This is a genomic window from Pantoea stewartii, assembly GCF_011044475.1.
Taxonomy (GTDB): Bacteria; Pseudomonadota; Gammaproteobacteria; order Enterobacterales; family Enterobacteriaceae; genus Pantoea; species Pantoea stewartii.
Genome location: NZ_CP049115.1, coordinates 3539939 through 3559983, shown reverse-complemented (window position 1 = coordinate 3559983; position 20045 = coordinate 3539939). Strand labels below are relative to the sequence as shown.

Below are 20045 nucleotides of genomic sequence, written 5' to 3'. Positions count from 1 at the left end.
ATGGACCAAGCCGGTATCATTCGCGATTTGCTTGCCTGGCTGGAGAGCCATTTGGATCAACCCCTTTCACTGGATAACGTTTCCATTAAGGCAGGTTATTCTAAATGGCATCTACAACGGATGTTCAAAGATGTCACCGGGCACGCCATCGGCGCTTACATCCGGGCACGGCGTCTTTCTAAAGCCGCCGTCGCGCTTCGCCTGACCAGTCGCCCGATTCTTGATATCGCCTTACAGTATCGGTTCGATTCCCAGCAGACCTTTACGCGTGCCTTTAAAAAGCAGTTTAATCAAACCCCTGCATGGTATCGCCGTTCATCTGACTGGAACTCCTTCGGCATTCGCCCACCGATTCGCCTGGGCAATGACACGCTGCCGGAACACCAGTTCGTTACGCTGCCGGAAACCGTACTGTTTGGTCAGACACAGAGCTACACCTGCACGCTGGAACAAATTTCCAAATATCGTGATGAAATGCGCCTCCACTTCTGGCGGCAGTTTCTGCTGGAAACGGATACGGTGCCGCCAGTGCTTTACGGTCTGCACCAGGTCCGTGCCAGTCATGAAAAGGATGATGAGCAGGAGATTCTGTATACCACGGCGGTGCCTGTGGACAGCGCAACGAATATGCACTCCGGGCAGAACGTCAGCCTGGAAGCAGGCGACTATGTGCAGTTCAACTATGCAGGTCCCCGCGTAGATTTGCAGGAATTTATCCTGTTACTGTATGGCACCTGCATGCCGACACTGGGACTGACTCGCCGTCAGGGCCAGGATATTGAACGTTTTATTACCCATGGCGGAAAGAAACGGACCGAACCCCCAGCAGATATTAAGTGCGAGTATCTGATCCCGATTCGCCGTTAATCGCGTTTGTGATTATGCCGTCGCGATGACGGCATGATCTGTCAACTTACCGCTGAAGTTCGTCCAGCGCGGGCTCGTCAAGATGCGAAATATCTCCCGCCGTTTCGACCACCCAGCCCGCTGCCAGCCAGGCGCTTTGTTGATGATCAACGCGGGAAATCGAACAGTTACGCAGACGAAGACGACGTTCCGCATACGCAGGCAATCCCAGAATGGTGCTCACCAGCACGCCCAGCGCCATACCATGGCTGACAATCAAGGGGCGGCTGCCAGCCGGTAACGCCAGGCAGGCATTCAGGGCATCCTGCATACGCTGCGCCAGTTCAGTCATAGATTCGCCCTGCGGAATACGGCCACCCTCAGTGCCGTTAACCAGCGACGCGCGCCAGCCCTCTTCTTCCGCACTCAACTCGTCCAGCAGGCGTTTTTCCAGCACGCCCATATTCAGTTCGCGCAGGCGGGCGTCAAAGGTGACATCGCAGCCGCAGGCATCGGCAATGATTTCTGCCGTACGTCGGGTACGTCCTAAGTCGCTGGAAATGATATGGGTGATACCTGCGTGTTTAATCCGTTCACCGACCTGACGGGCCTGGTGCTCGCCTTTTGCCGTCAGCGGACTGTCGGAGTGCCCTTGAATGCGTCGTTCTGCATTCCATACCGTTTCACCGTGACGAACAAGATAGACCTGTAGCATGCGTAGTTTCCGTTATACTGCGACCAAAATCGCCTTTATTACCTGAGGGTTCAATTAATTATGTACCATGTCGTCGCAGCTACCACCAATCCAGCGAAGATTCGTGCGATTGCTCAGGCATTCAACGACGTTTTCGGCGAGGGATCCTGCCATACAGAAGGGGTGGAGGTCGAGAGCGGCGTGGCAGCACAGCCCCTCTCTAATCTTGAAACCCGCACCGGCGCACGTCAGCGCGTCATGAATGCCCGTCAGGTTCGCCCGGAAGCCGATTTTTGGGTCGCGATTGAAGCAGGCATTGAAGAAGAGAGCGCGTTTGCCTGGATAGTGGTGGAAAACCACAAGCAGCGGGGTGAATCACGTTCAGCCAGCTTTACGCTGCCGCCGCCCGTGATGGCGGGTTTACGTGAAGGCCGTGAACTGGGCGACGAGATGGCGCGCCTGACCGGCATAGAAAACATTAAACACAAAGGCGGTGCGATAGGCACGTTAACCCATGGTCTGCTCAGCCGCTCCAGTGTGTATCATCAGGCGTTAATTCTGGCACTCTGCCCGTTTACGCATCCTTATTACGCGTAATCGACTCCGGGTGGCGCAATTGGGCCTCCAGCCAGCGCTTGAGTGCGGGAGGCGCCTCTTTCAGGCTGTTCGATCCCCGGGTGATGGTCGCGATGCCGACGCCAAGCTCATTTTTCAACTCACGCTGGCTCATGTCGCCGTTCAGCAGCGATTCGATGATACGCAGACGTGTGCCAAAGGCTTCCCGCTCATCGGGCGTCATCATGAGTTGCAGGAGCGGTAACGCATGCTGGTCGGCAAACGCCTGCTGAATCAGATCAACAAAACGTAGCCAGTTCGACTCCGCAGACTGTTCAGTTTCGGGTGGCACAGCAGGTTGGTTCATGATAGGGCTTCCGTACTCACTAAAGAGTACGGAAGCTTAACACAGCTAGTAACGGCGATTCCACTCAGCATCTGACAGGATCTTGTCAGGCTGGCCCAGGAAGTAGCGATAGTAGGCATCATAAGCCAGCACATTCTTCACGTAACCCCGCGTTTCGGAAAACGGAATGGTTTCGATGAAGGCGACGGCACTCAGATTGCCCGCGGTGCTGTTTTGCCAGGTCCGTACGCGACCGGGCCCGGCGTTGTAGGCCGCCGAGGCGAAGATCCGGTTCTTATCAAACTGCTGATAGACATAATCCAGATACTGCGTGCCAATCTGGATATTGGTTTGCGGATCGAACAGCTGAGACGGATTCACATAGCCAGGAATGCTAAACATCTTCACGGTATGCGTGGCGGTGGCGGGCATAATTTGCATCAGGCCACTCGCACCGACCGGGGAACGCGCTTTCGGGTTCCACGCACTTTCCTGACGGGAAATCGCCATCGCATAGCTCTGCGGAATGGTTTTCCCCTGCGTGTTCTGCTTATAAAGATTCTGCCATGCCAGCGGGAAGCGTTCTTTCAGGCTGTCCCACATTTTTGCGGTGATGGTGGCCTGTACGCTGAGATCCCACCAGTCCTGCTCGCTTGCGTAACGCGCCAGCATCTGCTGCTGGACATGGGTTTTGCTGTTAATCAGGTTGGCCCATTCGCTTCGCGCCAGATTATCCAGCCCCCAGTACATCAGCTCGCGTACCCGGGCCAGCTCGGGCCCCTGTATCGTGGCGCTGTCGGGTTTCGGTGCGGCATCTACCTGCAGAGGATAATTCACGCCCAGACGCTGTGCAGCCACCATCGGGTAAAAGCCGCGTGACGTCATCAGTTTGCGCAGAATCTCATCGGCTTCTTCTTTGCGATCTTTGGAATAGAGCAGATCGGCCTGCCAGTATTGCCATTCGTCTTTCTCTTTCGCTTCTACCGGCAGACGGGCAATCCAGGTATTCAGGCCACGACGGTCATTTTCACTCAGCGCCAGGCGGACGCGCCGCTCCAGCAAGGCAGTTGATTCGCTGTTCATCACCACCGCATCGCGCCAGCGCGCTTGCTCAGAAGTCAGATCGCTGCCCATCATGCGCCAGACCACAATCTCCTTCAGCGCCTGCTCATCCTCCGGCCCCATTTTTTGCGCCCGGACCAGTTCGGGAATCATGCTGCGGGCATTTTCCATATCGGCACGCGCCACACGGGCGAAGGCAAAGATAGTGGCCTGGCGCGTAAAGTCGGTGGCGCCAACGCTGTTGGCAAAAGTCGTTACGGACTGGGGATCTTTCTGCAGCGTCAGTAAGGCATCCGACATCGTCTTATAATCAGCGGGCAGCATCTTCGCCAGATAGCTGACCAGGCTGTCATTGCCCGCTTTCATCGCCAGACGAATGCGCTCCAGCACCGTAATAGGCGAGAGCTGCCCTGAGGCCTGCCAGACTGAAAACAGCTTGTCACAGTCATTCGGCAAGGCGGTGCCGCGCAGCCAAATCGCTTTTGCGCCCGCAAAGGCCGCCTGCTGCTGACCGGTAGACCATTTTGCATAATACCAGTTGCAGCGCGCCTGCACCGGCGTCGGTTCATCCGGGCTGAAATTCAGTACGCCTTGCCAGTCCTGACGATGGGCCAGCACGTTCACAAACCGTGTTTTCAGCGACCGTGCCGGGGGCAAGGTGGGGTACTTTTGAATGAAGTTCTGCACCGCCAGGCTGGTTTCCTGATCGAGATCCTGCGCCAGCAAACGGTATTCTAAGTAGGGATAAAGCGGATAATCCTGCAGCGTCGGTAACAGTTGATCGACTGTCGCCATCTGGTTACTGTCCCACGCCTGTTTAATCTGTTGATATCGTTGCCGTTGTTGATCAAGCGAATCAGCCCATGCGCTGCCGGCCATGCTCACCAGGCAGATCCCTATCATCCCGTTACGCCACTTCTCCACGTAAATCTCCTCTGTTGCTGGGCCCTGGCAGGGTGCCAGACGTTATTCATGCTAACCAGGGGAAGCCACTCTTGCCATGTTCTTCACAAAATTTACCTTTGCGCAGGCGTGGCGCACCGCAATGTCACACGTTCTGCGCTACCGTTGTGCATTTTATCATCACATAAACTTATGGCATGCCGCTTTATCTCTTTGATTCATCAAGTTAAAAATCTGGCACAGCCTTTGCTCTGTTGAATTCCATCTTGTATACCAGTTGGAATTTATTGCATGGCTTCAACATCTGGCTTGACCCTTAGCGAATGGCAGCAACGCGCCCGGCAGCACCCACAGCAGCTTCACACGTTGCTGGCAACCCACCTGGCGGAACAGGAACCCAGTGATAATGCCTGGATCTGTCTTGCCAGTCCGGCGCAGCTCGAAGCACAAATCACGCCGCTTCTGGCACGCTATCAGCAGGATCCCGACGCGCTTCCTTTGTTCGGTGTGCCGTTCGCGGTCAAAGACAATATTGATGTCGCAGGCTGGCCGACCACCGCCGCCTGCCCGGCGTTTAGCTACACCGCTGAAGAGGATGCCTTTGTGGTGGCGCGCCTGAAAGCAGCAGGTGCGGTGGTCATCGGTAAAACCAACCTTGATCAGTTTGCAACCGGCCTGGTGGGCACACGGTCACCTTATGGCGCGGTGTGTAATACCTTTGATCCGGATTTTGTCAGTGGCGGATCCAGTTCCGGATCGGCCTCAGTACTGGCGCGTGGCCTGGTGGCTTTCTCACTCGGTACTGACACCGCCGGGTCAGGTCGGGTGCCGGCAGGGTTTAACAATATTGTCGGCCTGAAACCGACAAAGGGCTGGTTCTCTGCCCGTGGTGTGGTCCCGGCCTGTCGCCTGAACGATACGATTTCGGTGTTTGCGCTGACGGTTGAAGACGCCTTTACCGTGGCCAGCCTGGCCGGTGGCTACGACGAGAAAGACGCCTATTCGCGCGTGAATCCCCGTACGGCCCCAGCAGGCATGAAAGCCCGTCCTGATTTCGCCATTCCGGCTACACCGGAATTTTACGATGATGCTGCCGCCGAAGCCGCCTGGGATGCCGCGCTCAGCGCACTGAAGGCGACCGGCGCGACGTTGCATCCCATTGACTTTACTCCTTTCCGCCAGCTCGCCGAGCAGCTTTATCAGGGTCCGTGGGTCGCCGAGCGCACCGTCGCCGTAGGCGAGATGCTTAACCAGCCAGAGAACATGGATCCGGTGGTCCACGGCATTGTGGCGAATGGCCTGAAGTACAGCGCCGTGGATGCCTGGCAGGCCGAATACCAGCGTGCCGAACTGGCCCGGCACATTCAGCAGGTTCTGGCCTCGTTTGATGCGCTGGTGGTGCCCACCTCGCCCACCATTTACACGCTGGACGAAATGCAGCAGGAGCCGGTGCTGTATAACGCGCATTTTGGCACTTATACCAACTTCACTAATCTGGCCGATCTTGCTGCACTGGCCCTGCCCGCCCCGTTCAGAAACGACGACCTGCCGGCGGGCATTACGCTCATCGCTCCCGCCTGGCATGACCGCGCGCTGGCGCAGTTTGGACTGCGCTGGCAGCAGGCTCTGGCCCTGCCTCTCGGCGCAACCGGCCTGCCACTGCCGCCCTCCCCGATGGCGCTTCCTCCATCCCACGATCATGTTCGTGTGGCCGTCGTCGGCGCACACCTGACCGGGATGCCCCTTAATTTCCAGCTCACCACGCGCCAGGCCGTTCTGGTGGAAGAGACGCAGACCGCCAGCCAGTATCGCCTGTTTGCCTTATTAGAGGGTCCGATTAAGAAACCCGGCCTGATGCGCACAGAACAGGGGGCGGCCATTACCGTTGAACTTTGGGATATCCCGCTGGCGCGCTTCGGTGAGTTTGTGGCGGAAATCCCTGCCCCACTGGGCATTGGCAATCTGACGCTTGCCGATGGACGTGTGGTGAAAGGCTTTATTTGTGAAGGTGCCGCGCTAACCGGCGCGCTGGAAATCACTGAATTTGGCGGCTGGCGTAACTGGCTTGCCTCGCCTGGGAGTAACTAATTATGTTCAGCACAGTCCTGATTGCTAACCGGGGTGAAATTGCCTGTCGCGCCATCCGCACGCTGAAACGTCTGGGCATTAAAAGCGTGGCCGTGTTTTCCGATGCCGACCGCAACGCGCAGCATGTGAAAGAGGCGGATATCGCCGTGGGTCTGGGCGGCGACAAAGCCAGTGACAGCTATTTGCGCATCGACAAAATTCTGGCGGCGGCGCAGGAAACGGGCGCCCAGGCGGTCTGGCCCGGCTATGGTTTTCTGTCAGAAAGTCTGCCCTTTGCTGCCGCCTGTGAAGAGGCCGGTATCGTGTTTGTCGGTCCCACGGCTGCGCAAATTGGCGAGTTTGGGCTGAAACATCGCGCCCGTGAGTTAGCCGCGCAGGCCGGAGTACCGATGACGCCAGGCACGCCGCTGCTCAACACACTTGATGACGCCCTCAGCGCAGCCGAATCCATCGGTTATCCGGTGATGTTAAAAAGCACGGCAGGCGGCGGAGGCATTGGGCTGACGCGCTGTGCCGACGCCGGGGCACTGCGCAATGCATGGGAGAGCGTCCGTCGACTGGGCGAACAATTCTTTAGTGACGCCGGCGTTTTCCTCGAACGCTGTATCGATCATGCCCGCCACGTGGAAGTGCAGATCTTCGGTGATGGCAAGGGCACCGTGGTGGCGCTGGGTGAGCGCGACTGTTCGCTGCAACGCCGCAACCAGAAAGTGGTGGAGGAAACCCCCGCGCCCTGCCTGCCCGCGGCCACGCGCGCGGCGTTGCTCGCCTCGGCCGTTCGGCTGGGTGAGGTAGTCAATTACCGCAGCGCGGGGACCGTGGAATACATTTATGATGCACAGCAGGACGCCTTCTATTTCCTGGAAGTGAATACCCGCCTGCAGGTTGAGCATCCGGTCACCGAATGCGTCACCGGCCTCGACCTGGTGGAATGCATGTTGCGCGTCGCCGCTGACGAAGCGATCGACTGGCCGCGCCTGCAGCAGGCACCGCAGGGCGCGTCGATTGAAGTCCGTTTGTACGCCGAAGATCCGTTAAAAAACTTCCAGCCCAGCCCCGGCGTGCTCACGCATGTCAGTTTTCCTGACGATGTCCGTGTGGACAGTTGGGTGACGACCGGCAGCGAGGTTTCCAGCTATTACGATCCGATGATCGCCAAGCTCATCGTCCATGCGGACACGCGAGAGGCGGCGCTGGAAAAACTGCACTGCGCACTGAACGCCACACAACTGCACGGTATCGCCACCAATCTTGATTATCTGCGGCAGGTCGTGACCACCGAGGCGTTCCTTAGCGGCAAGGTCTGGACACGTTTTCTGGACAGCTTTACGCCCGCGGCAGCCGTAGTCGAAGTGCTGCAGGCGGGCACGTTCAGCTCCATCCAGGACGTGCCGGGCCGTCTGGGTTACTGGAATATCGGCGTACCGCCGTCAGGTCCGATGGATGATTATGCCTTCCGCCTTGCCAACCGCATCGTCGGAAATCACGAGTCGGCGGCCGGGCTGGAATTTACCCTGCAGGGCCCAACGCTGCGCTTTCATTGCGCGGCGACCCTTGCTCTCACAGGGGCAGACTGCGGTGCCACGCTGGATGGCATCCCTGTCAGCAACTGGCAGCCGATAACGGTCAATGCTGGCCAAACGCTGACACTGGGTCGCGCCCAGCGCGGTTGCCGCTGTTATCTGGCTATCCGTAACGGCTTTGATGTCCCGGAATACCTTGGCAGTCGTTCCACCTTTTCTCTGGGCCAGTTTGGCGGGCACGCCGGTCGCACGCTTCGGGTTGCCGATATGCTGCCTGTCTCGCAACCGTCACTGGCAGCCTGCACCACGCCCGCGCCGGTCAGCGCTCCGCAGGCACTCAGCCCGGCGCTGATCCCAACGTACACCAGCGAATGGCACATTGATGTCCTGTACGGACCGCACGGCGCACCTGACTTTTTCACCCAGGCCGCCATCGATGAATTCTTTGCCAGCGACTGGCAGGTTCACTACAACTCCAACCGCCTTGGTGTACGTCTGGTCGGGCCTAAACCGGCCTGGACGCGCGCTAACGGCGGTGAAGCGGGCCTGCATCCGTCCAACGTGCACGACTGTGAATACGCGATTGGCGCAATCAACTTCACCGGTGACTTTCCGGTCATCCTGACACACGACGGTCCCAGCCTCGGCGGCTTTGTCTGCCCGGTGACGATAGCCAAAGCCGAACTGTGGAAGGTCGGCCAGGTCAAACCGGGCGATAAAATTCGCTTCCATCCCATCAGCGTCGAAGAAGCCGTCGCGCTGGAAAATGCCCGGTTGCAGGTCATCGCCACGTTGCGTCCGCACACGGCGCAGACGTTTGACGTACCGTCGCTGGCCGACAACCGCTTTGGCTCCGCTACCGTGCTCGCCGCCGTTGCCGCCACCGACACCACACCGCAGGCGGTGTATCGTCAGGCCGGCGATAAATACATTCTGATCGAATATGGCGACAACGTGCTGGATCTGGCGCTCCGCCTCCGTGTTCATCTGCTGATGGCGTCGCTGCGTGAGCGACCGGTTGACGGCATCGAAGAGCTCTCCCCCGGCGTGCGTTCACTGCAAATTCGCTATGACAGCCTTACCCTGTCGCAGTCCCAGTTAATGTCCGAGCTGCTGGCCCGGGAAGCCATGCTCGGTGATGTCAGCACGCTGAAAGTGCCCTCTCGCATTGTCTGGATGCCGATGGCGTTTGAAGACAGCGCCACGCTCGGTGCCGTCGAACGTTATAAAGAAACCGTGCGCGCCAGCGCGCCCTGGCTACCCAATAATGTCGATTTTATTCAACGTATCAATGGATTATCCGATCGTGAACAGGTCCGCGATACGCTGTTCAATGCCAGCTACCTGATTTTGGGCCTGGGCGATGTTTATCTGGGTGCACCCTGCGCGGTGCCGATTGATCCTCGCCATCGCCTGCTCAGCTCCAAGTACAGTCCGGCCCGTACCTTTACCGCAGAGGGCACCGTCGGCATCGGCGGCATGTACATGTGCATTTACGGCATGGACTCTCCCGGCGGTTACCAGCTTGTCGGCCGTACGTTACCCATCTGGAACACCTTCCTGAAAAACCCGCAGTTCGGTGCCGGTGAGCCCTGGCTCCTGCGCTTCTTCGATCAGGTGCGCTTCTATCCGGTGAGCGAAGAGGAACTGGCGCAACTTCGTGATGATTTCCGCGAGGGCCGTGCTGCGCTGCGTATCGAAGAAACTGAATTCGATTTTGCCGCTCACCAGGCGTTTCTGGCGGCGAACGCCGACGACATTGCGGCGTTTCGCCAGCGCCAGGCCGCGGCATTTGAGCAGGAGGTCCGGCTCTGGTCGCAGGAGGAGCCGGAAGCCCCCACTTCCACTGAGGCCGAGTCAGACGCGCCCGCTGAGGATAACAACGCGCAGGCTGTACAGGCAGATATGAACGGCAACATCTGGAAAGTGCTGGTGCAGGCGGGCGAGACGGTGAGTGCTGGACAAACACTGGTGATTGTTGAAGCAATGAAAATGGAACTGGCCATTACGGCTCCCTGCGCGGGTCGGGTGAAACGCGTGGCCTGCCAGGCCGGCCGCCCTGTCAGCCCTGGCGACACGCTGCTGTGGCTGGAATAAGGAGCGCCGATGACGACCCGATCACCACGAAGCAAAGCCCGCCCGGAAGCACTGGCAGAACGGGTTTACCAGGCACTGAAAAACGACATTTTTGAGTTCCGCCTGATGCCCGGCGACCGCTTCAGCGAAAGTGAGATTGCAGAGCGCATGGCGGTCAGCCGCACTCCGGTTCGCCAGGCCCTGTTCTGGCTGGAGCGTGAAGGCTATGTCGACGTGTGGTTTCGCAGCGGCTGGCAGGTGAAAGCCTTTGATTTTGCCTACTTCGAAGAGCTGTACGATTTGCGTACCGTCCTGGAGTGCGAGGCGGTCACGCGCCTGTGTGCGTTGCCGCCGACCCAGTGCGCCGACCGGCTACGCGAGCTGTATCAGTTCTGGTGCGAAGCCGCGCAGGTGGAAGATGGCAAGCGGGTTTCACAGCATGATGAGGCGTTTCATATGACGCTGGTCGCCGCTGCGGGCAATGCGGAAATGGCGCGGATCCATGCCGAGCTGACAGAAAAAATCCGCATTATCCGGCGGCTTGATTTTACCCGGGAAGATCGTATTGCGGCGACCTATCGCGAACACGCACAGATTTTGCGAGCCATTTTATTGCAAGAGACCCGCGACGCCCGCCAGATCCTGACCGGGCACATTGCCGTCAGTAAAGCGGAGGTCAGAAAAATCACGCTACACATGCTCCAGCAGGCCCGGCTTCAACCCATTGAATAACGTATCCATACCATTAGGGGTTTACCATCGATAAAAAGACGTTCATTGCTTAAAGCTTTTGCTCTCTCAGCTACCGTCGCGGGCATGGGGTTCGCCTGGAGCGCTCAGGCGGCTGACACCATCAAAGTAGGCATCATGCACTCCCTTTCCGGCACCATGGCCATTTCTGAAACGCCACTTAAAGATGTCGCCCTGATGACCATCGATGAAATTAACGCCAAAGGCGGCGTGCTGGGGAAAAAACTGGAGCCCGTGGTGGTGGATCCGGCCTCAAACTGGCCGCTGTTCGCCGAGAAAGCCCGGCAACTGCTGACCCAGGACAAAGTGGCTGTGGTGTTTGGTTGCTGGACCTCGGTATCGCGCAAATCCGTGCTGCCGGTCTTTGAAGAACTGAATAGTCTGCTCTTCTATCCGGTGCAGTACGAAGGTGAAGAGATGTCGCCGAACGTCTTTTATACCGGTGCAGCACCAAACCAGCAGGCGATTCCGGCGGTGGAATACCTGATGAGCCAGGATGGCGGCGGGGCCAAACGTTTCTTCCTGCTGGGAACAGATTATGTTTATCCCCGCACCACCAACAAGATTTTACGCGCCTTCCTGCATTCAAAAGGCGTGCAGGATAAAGATATCGAGGAAGTGTACACCCCGTTTGGCTACAGCGATTACCAGACCATCGTCTCTAATATCAAGACGTTCGCCGCTGGCGGCAAAACCGCGGTGGTCTCCACCATCAATGGCGATTCCAACGTACCGTTCTACAAGGAACTGGCTAACCAGGGCATCAAAGCCACCGATATCCCGGTCGTAGCCTTCTCGGTGGGTGAAGAGGAACTTCGTGGGATTGATACTAAACCGCTGGTCGGTCAGCTGGCAGCCTGGAACTATTTTGAATCCTTAGATAATCCGACCAACGCGAAATTTGTTGCCGACTATCGGGCTTATGCAAAAGCGCACAATCTGCCGAATGCCAGCACCGTGGTAACCAATGACCCGATGGAAGCCACCTACGTAGGCATTCATATGTGGGCGCAGGCCGTCGAGAAAGCCGGTACGACCAATGTGGATAAAGTGCGTGCGGCCATGGCCGGTCAGACCTTTAAGGCCCCGGACGGGTTTACCCTGACGATGGATCAGACCAACCACCATCTGCACAAACCCGTGATGATTGGCGAAGTTGAAGAAAACGGTCAGTTTAACGTGGTCTGGCAGACGGACAAACCGGTACGCGCCCAGCCCTGGAGCCCGTATATTCCCGGCAATGATAAAAAACCGGATCATCCCGTGAAAACGACGCAGTAAAACTCAGACCGCCCTCGCGCTGGCTGTGAGGGCGGCCGTCAGGACATCCTATGCTCGCCCTTTTGATGAGGCTCACCATGATGCTTCGCCTGAATTTTTTAGCGTTATTGCTGCTTCTGCCGCTGTTTGCCAGCGCCGGACCCGCTACGGACTTTGCCGCCGCCAGCCGAACTCAGCAGGCCGATCTGCTGCAACAGTGGGCCGCTGCGCCAGATGCCCGCCGTTTACCCTTGCTGGAAGCGTTAAAAGCCGAAACCGTCGTGACGGATCAGGACCACCATCCCTTTAGTAAAACCGGGAATACGCTTCAGCCACTGGATGACGCCGCACAGCCCAACGGCGACGTTAAAAAGCTGTTTATGAACAACCGCCTGCGTGTACTGGTCGCCAGTGCTCTCGCCGCCCATCAGCTGGTAAGCCCTGATGCCGGCGTGCGCCTGCGCGCGGCGCAACAGTTACAAAACGACGCGGCCGCTGACCTGCTTCCGCTCATAGAAAAACGCCTCAGTGTTGAAACGGATCCTCAGGTTCATGCTGCGCTGGCCATGACGGCGGCCAGTCTGCAGCTGACCAGCCCGCAGCCGATAGTGCGGCTTAGAGCGGTCAAACTGCTGGGCGAATCCAGCGATCCTAATACTCAGGCCAGCCTGCAGCGCCTGACGCAGCCCGCAGCCGAGCCCGATGAAACGGTACGCGAGGCAGCGGCAGACAGCCTGAAGCAGATGAAAAGTCGCCTGATGTGGGGCGATCTGCTGGGACAGGCATTCAGCGGGCTCTCGCTGGGATCGATCCTGCTGCTGGCCGCACTGGGCCTGGCCATCACCTACGGTCTGCTGGGAGTGATCAATATGGCGCACGGTGAAATGCTGATGCTGGGCGCGTACGCCACCTGGCTGGTACAAAACCTGTTTCAGCAGTTTGCACCGCAGTATATCGCCTGGTATCCGCTGCTGGCGCTGCCGGTCGCGTTTCTGATGACGGCAGCCATTGGAATGGCGCTGGAGCGCACCATCATTCGCCATTTGTATGGCCGCCCGCTGGAAACCCTGCTCGCGACCTGGGGCATCAGCCTGATGCTGATTCAGCTGGTGCGTATGCTGTTTGGTGCGCAGAACCTGGAGGTCGCCAATCCCGCCTGGCTGTCGGGCGGATTGCAGGTGCTGCCCAATCTGGTTCTGCCCTGGAACCGCATTGCAGTGATCCTGTTCGTGGTGTTTGTGCTGATACTAACCTGGCTGCTTCTCAACCGCACACGGCTGGGGATGAACGTGCGCGCCGTCACCCAAAACCGGGCCATGGCCGACTGCTGTGGCGTGCCGACGGGCCGCGTGGACATGCTGGCATTTGGTCTGGGTTCCGGTATCGCGGGGCTGGGCGGCGTCGCCCTGTCGCAGTTAGGCAATGTCGGACCAGAACTGGGCCAGGGCTACATCATCGATTCTTTCCTGGTGGTGGTGCTGGGCGGCGTCGGCCAGCTTGCCGGAACCGTGGTCGCCGCACTGGGACTGGGCATTCTCAACAAAGTGCTGGAGCCGCAGATGGGGGCCGTATTGGGGAAAATCCTTATTCTGGTGTTGATCGTGCTGTTTATTCAAAAACGTCCGCAGGGACTGTTTGCCGTGAAAGGAAGGGTGACTGACTGATGACGCAACCTCTCACCTTACGTCTGACGCGTCAGGCACCGCGCCTGACGCTGGGCATTGGCGCAGTCGTTACGCTGCTGCTGCTGATCATGCCGTTCCTGGCACTGCTGCCCGCCTCGCATCCGCTGGCGATCTCCACCTATACCTTAACGCTGGTCGGTAAAATTCTGTGCTACGCCGTGGTCGCGGTGGCGCTGGATCTGGTGTGGGGTTATGCGGGCTTACTTTCTCTGGGGCATGGCCTGTTTTTTGCGCTGGGCGGCTATGCGATGGGCATGTACCTGATGCGCCAGGCCTCCGGGGACAGCCTGCCCGCGTTTATGACCTTCCTGTCCTGGGATCGGCTGCCGTGGTTTTGGGCAGGCACGCAGCATTTCGCCTGGGCGCTGTGTCTGATTGTCCTCGTGCCGGGCCTGCTGGCGCTGGTGTTTGGTTTCTTTGCCTTCCGCTCGAAAATCAAAGGCGTGTATTTCTCAATCATGACCCAGGCGCTGACCTATGCCGGCATGCTGCTGTTCTTTCGCAACGAAACCGGTTTTGGCGGTAACAACGGCTTTACCGGTTTTACGACCCTGCTGGGCTTTAGTGTGACCTCAACCAACACGCGCATCGGCTTGTTTATTGCTACCGTCATGCTGCTGTTAGCAAGCCTGGTGCTGGGCTTCGCGCTGGCCCGCAGTAAATTTGGCCGGGTGCTGACCGCTGTTCGGGATGCCGAAAACCGCCTGATGTTCTGCGGTTACGATCCCCGGGGTTTTAAGCTGTTCGTCTGGACCCTCTCGGCCATGTTATGTGGCCTGGCAGGCGCGCTCTATGTGCCCCAGGTTGGCATTATTAACCCCAGTGAAATGTCCCCGACCAACTCCATTGAAGCCGCTATCTGGGTCGCACTTGGCGGGCGCGGTACGCTTATCGGTCCGCTGCTCGGGGCCGCCATCGTCAACGGCGCGAAGAGCGTCTTCACCGTGGCTTTTCCGGAGTACTGGCTGTTTTTCCTGGGGATGATGTTTATTTTGGTCACGCTGTTTCTGCCGCGTGGCGTGATGGGTTTACTGCGCCGGAGAAAAGATGACTGAGACCCTGTTCACCCAAACCCTGCCAGCCGATCGTTATCGTGCCCGGCGCGATCCGGTCCTGCAGTTGGCTAACATCACCGTAACCTTTGAGGGGTTTCGTGCGCTTAACAATCTTTCTTTGCAGATTGGTGTCGGTGAACTGCGCTGCATCATTGGTCCTAATGGCGCAGGTAAAACCACGCTGATGGACGTTATTACCGGCAAAACGCGTCCCGACACAGGGCAGGTCATTTACGATCAGGATAAAAACCTCATCGCCCTGTCGCCGGTCGAGATTGCCCGAAACGGAATTGGGCGCAAGTTTCAGAAGCCGACAGTGTTTGAAGCGCTGACGGTATTTGAGAATCTGGAGATTGCCCTGAAAACCACCAAAACCGTCTGGGCCAGCCTGCGTGCGCGCCTTGACAGCGCGCAACGGGATCGGATCGATGAGATCCTGACGCTGCTGCGGCTTAGCGCCGCCCGCCAGCGACCGGCAGGTCTGCTGTCGCATGGCCAAAAGCAATTTCTTGAAATCGGCATGCTGCTGGTGCAGGAACCGCACCTGCTGCTGCTTGATGAGCCCGCTGCGGGCATGACCGATGCGGAAACTGACTACACCGCAGAACTGTTTCGCAGTCTGGCGGGCAAGCATTCACTTATGGTGGTTGAGCACGATATGGGCTTCGTGGAAACCATTGCCGATCACGTCACCGTTTTGCATCAGGGAGCCGTACTGGCAGAAGGTTCCCTGCGCGAGGTACAGGCCAACGAGCAGGTCATTGACGTTTATTTGGGGCGCTAAATGTTACAGGTATCTGAACTGCATCAGTATTATGGCGGCAGCCACATTCTGCGTGGCCTGTCTTTTGAGGTTAAACAGGGTGAAGTCACCTGCCTGCTCGGCCGCAACGGTGTGGGGAAAACCACGCTGCTGAAATGCCTGATGGGCTTAATACCGGCTAAATCGGGCGAGGTGCGCTGGCAGGACAATATCATCAACGGGCGAAAGCCCCACCAGCGCGTGCAGGCCGGCATGGCTTACGTGCCGCAGGGGCGGGAGATTTTTCCGCGTCTGACGGTTGAAGAGAATCTGCTGATGGGCCTGTCACGCTTCTCATCCTCGCAGGCAAAGCAGGTGCCTGAAGAGATTTACCAGCTGTTTCCGGTATTGTTCGATATGAAATCCCGCCGGGGCGGCGATCTGTCCGGCGGCCAGCAACAGCAGTTGGCCATTGGCCGGGCGCTGGCCAGCCGTCCACAGTTGCTGATCCTCGACGAGCCTACCGAAGGGATTCAGCCTTCAGTGATCAAAGAGATTGGCCTGGTGATCCGCCAACTGGCACAGCGCGGCGACATGGCGATTCTGCTGGTCGAGCAGTTTTATGATTTTGCCGCGGACCTGGCCGACCGCTATCTGGTCATGTCGCGCGGTGAAATTATCCAGCGCGGGCGCGGTGAAGAGATGGAAACGGATAACGTGCGGAGCCTGGTCGCCATCTGATTCTCCTCCTGTCAGGCAGGTCGGCGCGCAGGCTGACCTGCCTGGATCGCGGCACCCTGCGCTTTCTTCCCACCTGAGCCATGCACGCCCACGGTACGCATCCGTGACCGGCCCGTTTCTTTTCCGTCGTTAAATTCTTGTGTAATAACGCACAAGACATCTTGTAATAAATAACAGTAAGTATAATAATTCTCATTTGCATTCAATGTGCATAACACCTTTGTCACATGACTTTCTGCGCCTTTCTTCTGCCGGGCGCGTTGTATTTGCCTTTGTAAGGGATAAACAATGAGAATGCCTTTTGGCCCGAAACGGTTAGCGCTACTGTGTTCCATCGCCATTGCCGCCCCTGCGGTCTCCTTTGCCGCCGATACGCTGGTGGTGACAGCAAAGCCGGAAGAAACATCGACCACGCCCACTGAAGGCTACACGGCGACCGTCAGTAAAGGGGCAACCAAAACCGATCGTCCTTTGATCACCACCGGTCAGTCCGTTTCGGTCGTGACGCGCCAGCAAATGGCCGATCAGGGCGCAATGGATGTGAATCAGGCGCTTAACTACACCGCCGGTGCCTTCACGAACTTCGCTGGCGCAGCCACCCGCTACGACACGGTCTCTCTGCGCGGCTTCCACGGCGGCGATGTCGATAACATTTTCCTGGACGGTCTGCGCCTGATGAGCGATCCCGGCAGCTATAACGTGCTGCAGGTCGATCCCTGGTTCCTCGACCGTATTGATGTGATCAAAGGTCCTTCTTCTGCCCTGTATGGACAGACGGTGCCGGGTGGCTTAGTGATGGAAAGCTCCAGACGTCCGCAGTATGCGCCTGAGGGACATTTCCGTTTGTCTACCGGCAACCATAACACCAACAGCGCTGCGTTTGATTACACCAATGCCATCAACGATCAGTGGGCGTTTCGTCTGACCGGCATAACACGCAACAGTGATACGCAGTACGATCACACACGCGAAGAAAAATATGCGATTTCGCCTTCACTGCTGTGGCAACCTGATGAGGATACGTCACTCCTGCTGCGCGCTTATCTGCAAAAAGATCCGTCCGGCGGCTATCACAGTGCCGTGCCAGGGGACGGCAGCATCACCGAACATAACGGGCGTAAGCTCAGCACCGGTTTCTATGATGGCGACAGCGCGCTGGATCAGTTTAAGCGGCGGGAGCAGATTTACAGCGCGGAATTCGCTCACCGCTTTAATGAAACCTGGGCGTTTCGCTCGAATGCCAGCTACTCCCATTCCAATGTCGATCTGGATCAGGTTTATCAGATTGGCTGGGCATCACCGCAGTCAGAACTGCTCAATCGCTACTATTCCGGCTCGCGTTCGTCGCTGCAGGCGTACGCGATTGATAACCAGCTGGAAGCCGACTTTGATACCGGTCCGGTGGATCACAAGGTGGTGCTGGGTGCGGAATACCATCAGTACACGAACGATTTACGGGATGCCCGCGGCCCAGCCAGTTCACTCAATGCGCTGACAGGTCAGGCCGTGGGCGTGAATCCGGCTTACGTGTTTACAAATTCACAGCGTCGTTACTATCAAACCGGCGTGTACCTGCAGGATGAGCTGAAATGGGACAAATGGCATCTGGATCTCTCAGGCCGCTACGATCGCATCGTGTCTGAAAACCGCCAGTACAGCACCGATACCCAATATCGTCGTCAGGATGATCACGTCAGTGGCCGGGCGGCGCTGCTGTATGCCTTCGATAACGGGATTTCGCCCTACGTCAGCTATAGCCAGGCGATTACGCCACAATCCCTTTCCGGACGGGATGGCAACCTGCTGAAGCCAACGACCTCGGAGCAGTATGAGACCGGCATTAAGTACCAGCCCGTGGGCACGTCCGATCTCTACTCCGCCGCGATCTACGACCTGACACAGAATGATGTCGGTAACCGCGTGGTAGTGGGCTCCTATTATGAACCGGCTGGCAAAGTGCACTCTCAGGGCCTCGAACTGGAAGCGCATAATCAGCTCACCCCGCGACTGAGCACGCTGGCGAGCGTGACGGTGAACCATGTGCGCTTCAAAGATTCCATCGACGGCAATAACGGCCACACGCCTTACGTGACGCCTGACTCGATGGCGTCTGCCTGGGCGAAATACCAGTTTGATGCGGGAATCAGCGTCGGTGCTGGCGTGCGTTACATTGGTCGGCAGTGGGCAGACAATGAGAACACCACACGTCTGCCTTCCGCTACGCTGTTTGACGCCTCGGTCCGCGCTGATTTAGGTGCCTGGAACAGCAGCCTCAAAGGCGCGTTTGTGCAGCTTAATGCCAATAACCTGACCGATCGCGACTACGTTTCTGCCTGCTACGGCACGGGCTTCTGCTACTGGGGCGCAGAGCGCACCGTGGTGGCGACCGTCGGCTACGATTTCTGATCCCTCCCAGGGCGGCAATCCGTGCCGCCTGTCACCGCTTATGCCACAGCGGCGCAATGTCGCCGCTGTTTTTCTCGCAGAAAAACACGTACTAACCACAGCCACAGCACACCACAGATCAGATTCAACAGGCTGAAGCCTGCGGTACCGCCATGAAAATAGGCCGCTTTGCCTGCCTCAATCCCAAAAGCAAAGACCACCATACTGACCATGCCCAGCATCGCTGCCACGCTGCCCTTCCCTGCCTGACTGGAAAATAACGTCAGTCGGTACAGTCCGGCATTGACCATCCCGCTGCCGAAGCCGTACAGGCTGAGGCCAGCCGTGAGCCCAATGTAGCTGTCCGCCTGCCATAACGTGCTCAGCGCAGCGATCAAAAGCCCTGTAACCACAGGCCAGGCACCCAACCGTAACGGCTGCTCGACGGAGAGACGGCTGGCCAGTCGTCCCAGCGTGAGATTCCCGGCAATCATTGCCATAAAGACCGGCAGTTGAAGCAGTGCGTAATCCAGTCGGCTCAGGCCCAGACCGTGAATCAGGATAACAGGCGAAAGCGCGACCCATGTCAGGCAGGGAATCGTCACCAGGCCAATAGCCAGCGAACCGCACATCACCTGGCGGTCTTTTAGCAACGCATAATAGCCCGCCGCCAGCGACGGCAGCGATACGGAGGTGCGTCTGTCACCTGCGGTTTCCGGCATCGACAGGCCCAGGCCAATGAGCGACAGTGCGGCCAGAGCAGCGAAAAACAGAAACAGTGTGCGCCAGTCTGCGACGGCCAGAAACGCCGTACCCGCCAGCGGCCCGGCCAGCGGAGCCAGCAGCGCAACGTTCGCCATCAGCGCCATCATCTTTACGCTGAGTGCCTCGTCAAAAGCCTCCTGAATGGCGGCATAGCCCACCGCACCGATAAAGCACAGGCTGATGCCCTGCAGAAAGCGCAGCAGGATAAACGGCCCGATGCCCTGCACCCAGTGCGTCGCCAGACAGGTCAGCATAAAAAACGCAACACCGGTCAGCAGGACCGGACGGCGGCCCAGCTTGTCGGACAGCGGCCCCAGGAGCCACTGTAACAGCATCCCGCCCATCAGATAGGCGGTCAGCGAGGTGGCCACCCACTCCGGGCCCACGTGAAACGCCTGTGTGACCCGCAGCATGCCGGGCTGAATCATGTCATGCGCGAGATAGGTGGCAAACTCAAACAGCACCAGCGATAAAGGAAATAACAGATGTCGTCGCGTCAGGCGCGAGACAGGTTGAAAACGAGCCATCGTCAGTATTATCCAGTAAAACGAGAAAAACGCGGCCGCCAG

General features: G+C 58.1%; 15 protein-coding genes. 11 read left to right on the top strand and 4 right to left on the bottom strand.

Going from position 1 to position 20045, the window contains the following annotated elements; translation table 11 throughout:
* Complete coding sequence (robA, locus tag G5574_RS16790; protein ID WP_006117617.1) at positions 1–867, top strand: MDR efflux pump AcrAB transcriptional activator RobA; 867 nt, start codon at positions 1–3, stop codon at positions 865–867.
* A 46-nt stretch (positions 868–913) separates the two neighbouring features.
* On the opposite strand, the gene gpmB is transcribed toward robA, so the two are convergent.
* Positions 914–1561 carry a 2,3-diphosphoglycerate-dependent phosphoglycerate mutase GpmB gene (gene gpmB, locus G5574_RS16785; protein WP_033740218.1) on the bottom strand — a complete coding sequence of 216 codons (648 nt, stop codon included), beginning with the start codon at positions 1559–1561 and terminating at the stop codon, positions 914–916.
* A gap of 60 nt (positions 1562–1621) precedes the next feature.
* Here gpmB and yjjX point away from each other — a divergent pair, with 60 nt between their 5' ends.
* Positions 1622–2137 carry an inosine/xanthosine triphosphatase gene (gene yjjX / locus G5574_RS16780; protein ID WP_006117615.1) on the top strand — a complete coding sequence of 172 codons (516 nt, stop codon included), beginning with the start codon at positions 1622–1624 and terminating at the stop codon, positions 2135–2137.
* Here the strand turns inward: yjjX and trpR are convergent.
* Both trpR and sltY read right to left on the bottom strand, forming a co-directional pair.
* Complete coding sequence (gene trpR, locus G5574_RS16775) at positions 2115–2462, bottom strand: trp operon repressor (protein ID WP_164482933.1); 348 nt, start codon at positions 2460–2462, stop codon at positions 2115–2117. The two genes, yjjX and trpR, sit on opposite strands and share 23 nt — an antisense overlap.
* Positions 2463–2507: 45 nt before the next feature.
* On the bottom strand, positions 2508–4427 hold the full coding sequence (sltY, locus tag G5574_RS16770) for a murein transglycosylase (RefSeq protein ID WP_164482932.1): 1920 nt from the start codon (positions 4425–4427) through the stop codon (positions 2508–2510).
* A 270-nt stretch (positions 4428–4697) separates the two neighbouring features.
* Here sltY and atzF point away from each other — a divergent pair, with 270 nt between their 5' ends.
* The 9 genes from atzF (at position 4698) to G5574_RS16725 (ending at position 18732) form a co-directional block, all read left to right on the top strand.
* Positions 4698–6494 carry an allophanate hydrolase gene (gene atzF / locus G5574_RS16765; protein WP_164482931.1) on the top strand — a complete coding sequence of 599 codons (1797 nt, stop codon included), beginning with the start codon at positions 4698–4700 and terminating at the stop codon, positions 6492–6494.
* A 2-nt stretch (positions 6495–6496) separates the two neighbouring features.
* Positions 6497–10114: an urea carboxylase gene (gene uca / locus G5574_RS16760; RefSeq protein ID WP_164482930.1), complete on the top strand. Its 3618-nt coding sequence runs from the start codon at positions 6497–6499 to the stop codon at positions 10112–10114.
* A gap of 9 nt (positions 10115–10123) precedes the next feature.
* The gene (locus tag G5574_RS16755) at positions 10124–10825 is read left to right on the top strand and encodes a GntR family transcriptional regulator (RefSeq protein ID WP_006117610.1); all 702 of its coding nucleotides are present in this window, start codon (positions 10124–10126) and stop codon (positions 10823–10825) included.
* Positions 10826–10855: 30 nt separating this feature from the next.
* On the top strand, positions 10856–12124 hold the full coding sequence (gene urtA / locus G5574_RS16750) for an urea ABC transporter substrate-binding protein (RefSeq protein ID WP_164483253.1): 1269 nt from the start codon (positions 10856–10858) through the stop codon (positions 12122–12124).
* Between the two features lie 77 nt (positions 12125–12201).
* On the top strand, positions 12202–13767 hold the full coding sequence (urtB, locus tag G5574_RS16745) for an urea ABC transporter permease subunit UrtB (protein ID WP_110268091.1): 1566 nt from the start codon (positions 12202–12204) through the stop codon (positions 13765–13767).
* Positions 13767–14843 (top strand): urea ABC transporter permease subunit UrtC, encoded by a 1077-nt coding sequence (urtC, locus tag G5574_RS16740; RefSeq protein WP_033740211.1) that lies wholly within the window; start codon positions 13767–13769, stop codon positions 14841–14843. Before urtB ends, urtC begins: the two co-directional genes overlap by 1 nt.
* The gene (urtD, locus tag G5574_RS16735) at positions 14836–15627 is read left to right on the top strand and encodes an urea ABC transporter ATP-binding protein UrtD (protein WP_164482929.1); all 792 of its coding nucleotides are present in this window, start codon (positions 14836–14838) and stop codon (positions 15625–15627) included. The genes urtC and urtD overlap by 8 nt, the downstream gene beginning before the upstream one ends.
* On the top strand, positions 15628–16326 hold the full coding sequence (gene urtE, locus G5574_RS16730) for an urea ABC transporter ATP-binding subunit UrtE (RefSeq protein ID WP_033740208.1): 699 nt from the start codon (positions 15628–15630) through the stop codon (positions 16324–16326).
* Between the two features lie 288 nt (positions 16327–16614).
* On the top strand, positions 16615–18732 hold the full coding sequence (locus tag G5574_RS16725) for a TonB-dependent siderophore receptor (protein ID WP_164482928.1): 2118 nt from the start codon (positions 16615–16617) through the stop codon (positions 18730–18732).
* 38 nt (positions 18733–18770) lie between these two features.
* On the opposite strand, the gene G5574_RS16720 is transcribed toward G5574_RS16725, so the two are convergent.
* Positions 18771–20003 carry an MFS transporter gene (locus G5574_RS16720; RefSeq protein WP_033740203.1) on the bottom strand — a complete coding sequence of 411 codons (1233 nt, stop codon included), beginning with the start codon at positions 20001–20003 and terminating at the stop codon, positions 18771–18773.
* Between the last annotated feature and the right edge of the window lie 42 nt (positions 20004–20045).